General features: G+C 36.8%; 2 protein-coding genes. Both read right to left on the bottom strand.

All coding sequences use genetic code 11. The features are described 5' to 3' along the window. Positions 1-281: PorP/SprF family type IX secretion system membrane protein (locus WA340_RS15250; RefSeq protein ID WP_336129701.1), on the bottom strand; the 281-nt coding region annotated here is incomplete at its 3' end. Positions 282-311: 30 nt separating this feature from the next. Further along, positions 312-779, bottom strand: a 468-nt coding sequence (locus WA340_RS15245) for a gliding motility-associated C-terminal domain-containing protein (RefSeq protein WP_336129700.1), incomplete at its 5' end; no start/stop codon positions are given.

Here is a 779-nt window from a genome sequence, read left to right as displayed (position 1 = left end):
GTCTCGTTTACTGGTCCTACTTCATCACTTATTAAGGATAAACCTAAACCTACACGCTTACCTACTGGCGAGTGTATGGTTAAGGTTCCTGTTGATGGTGCTCCTTCTAAACCTACCCATTGGCTTCTGTAAAGTGCACCTATGGCAACACCTTCGTATGAGCCAGCGTAGGCTGGGTTAACCACATTCATGTTATACATGTATTGTGTGTATTGTGGATCTTGCTGTGCTTGTGCTTGCAATGCAAAGAGCAAAGCGAATAGGATATATATTTTTTTCATTATATCTGTATTGGTTGTATGATTAGTTTATTATCTGTTTATGTATACCCAAGCGGCTTTTTGTTTGCTTCCTTGATACTTCATGACAAAATAGTAAGTCCCTACTGGTAACTCTTCTCCGTCATTTGATTGACCATGCCACTCATTGCTGTAAGAATCTTTTGAGTATACTAACGTACCATAACGGTTATAAATCTCTAAGCGTTGTACATCAAAACTACTTAAGTCAAAATTGTCATTTAATCCATCATTGTTTGGTGATATACCTTGTGGAATAATACAACTATCTAATTCATAAACATCTACTGTTGCTGTGTTTGAACAACCTGTATCGTTAAAGGTTACCTCTATAGTATACACACCTTCTGTTAATACAGTGTCTAAATCTAAGCTGTTCTCGCCTGATATTATATTATCATTTTGGTCATACCATACAATACTTACCTCGTTAGATGTGTAATTATCCGGTATCGCTGTTACTGTTATAGGTGTTGTAGC

The sequence above is a fragment of the Mesoflavibacter sp. CH_XMU1422-2 genome, from assembly GCF_037029245.1.
In the GTDB taxonomy this organism is placed as follows: domain Bacteria; phylum Bacteroidota; class Bacteroidia; order Flavobacteriales; family Flavobacteriaceae; genus Mesoflavibacter; species Mesoflavibacter zeaxanthinifaciens.
Note: the sequence above shows the minus strand (reverse complement) of the source record. Positions and strands in the feature narration are given on the sequence as shown.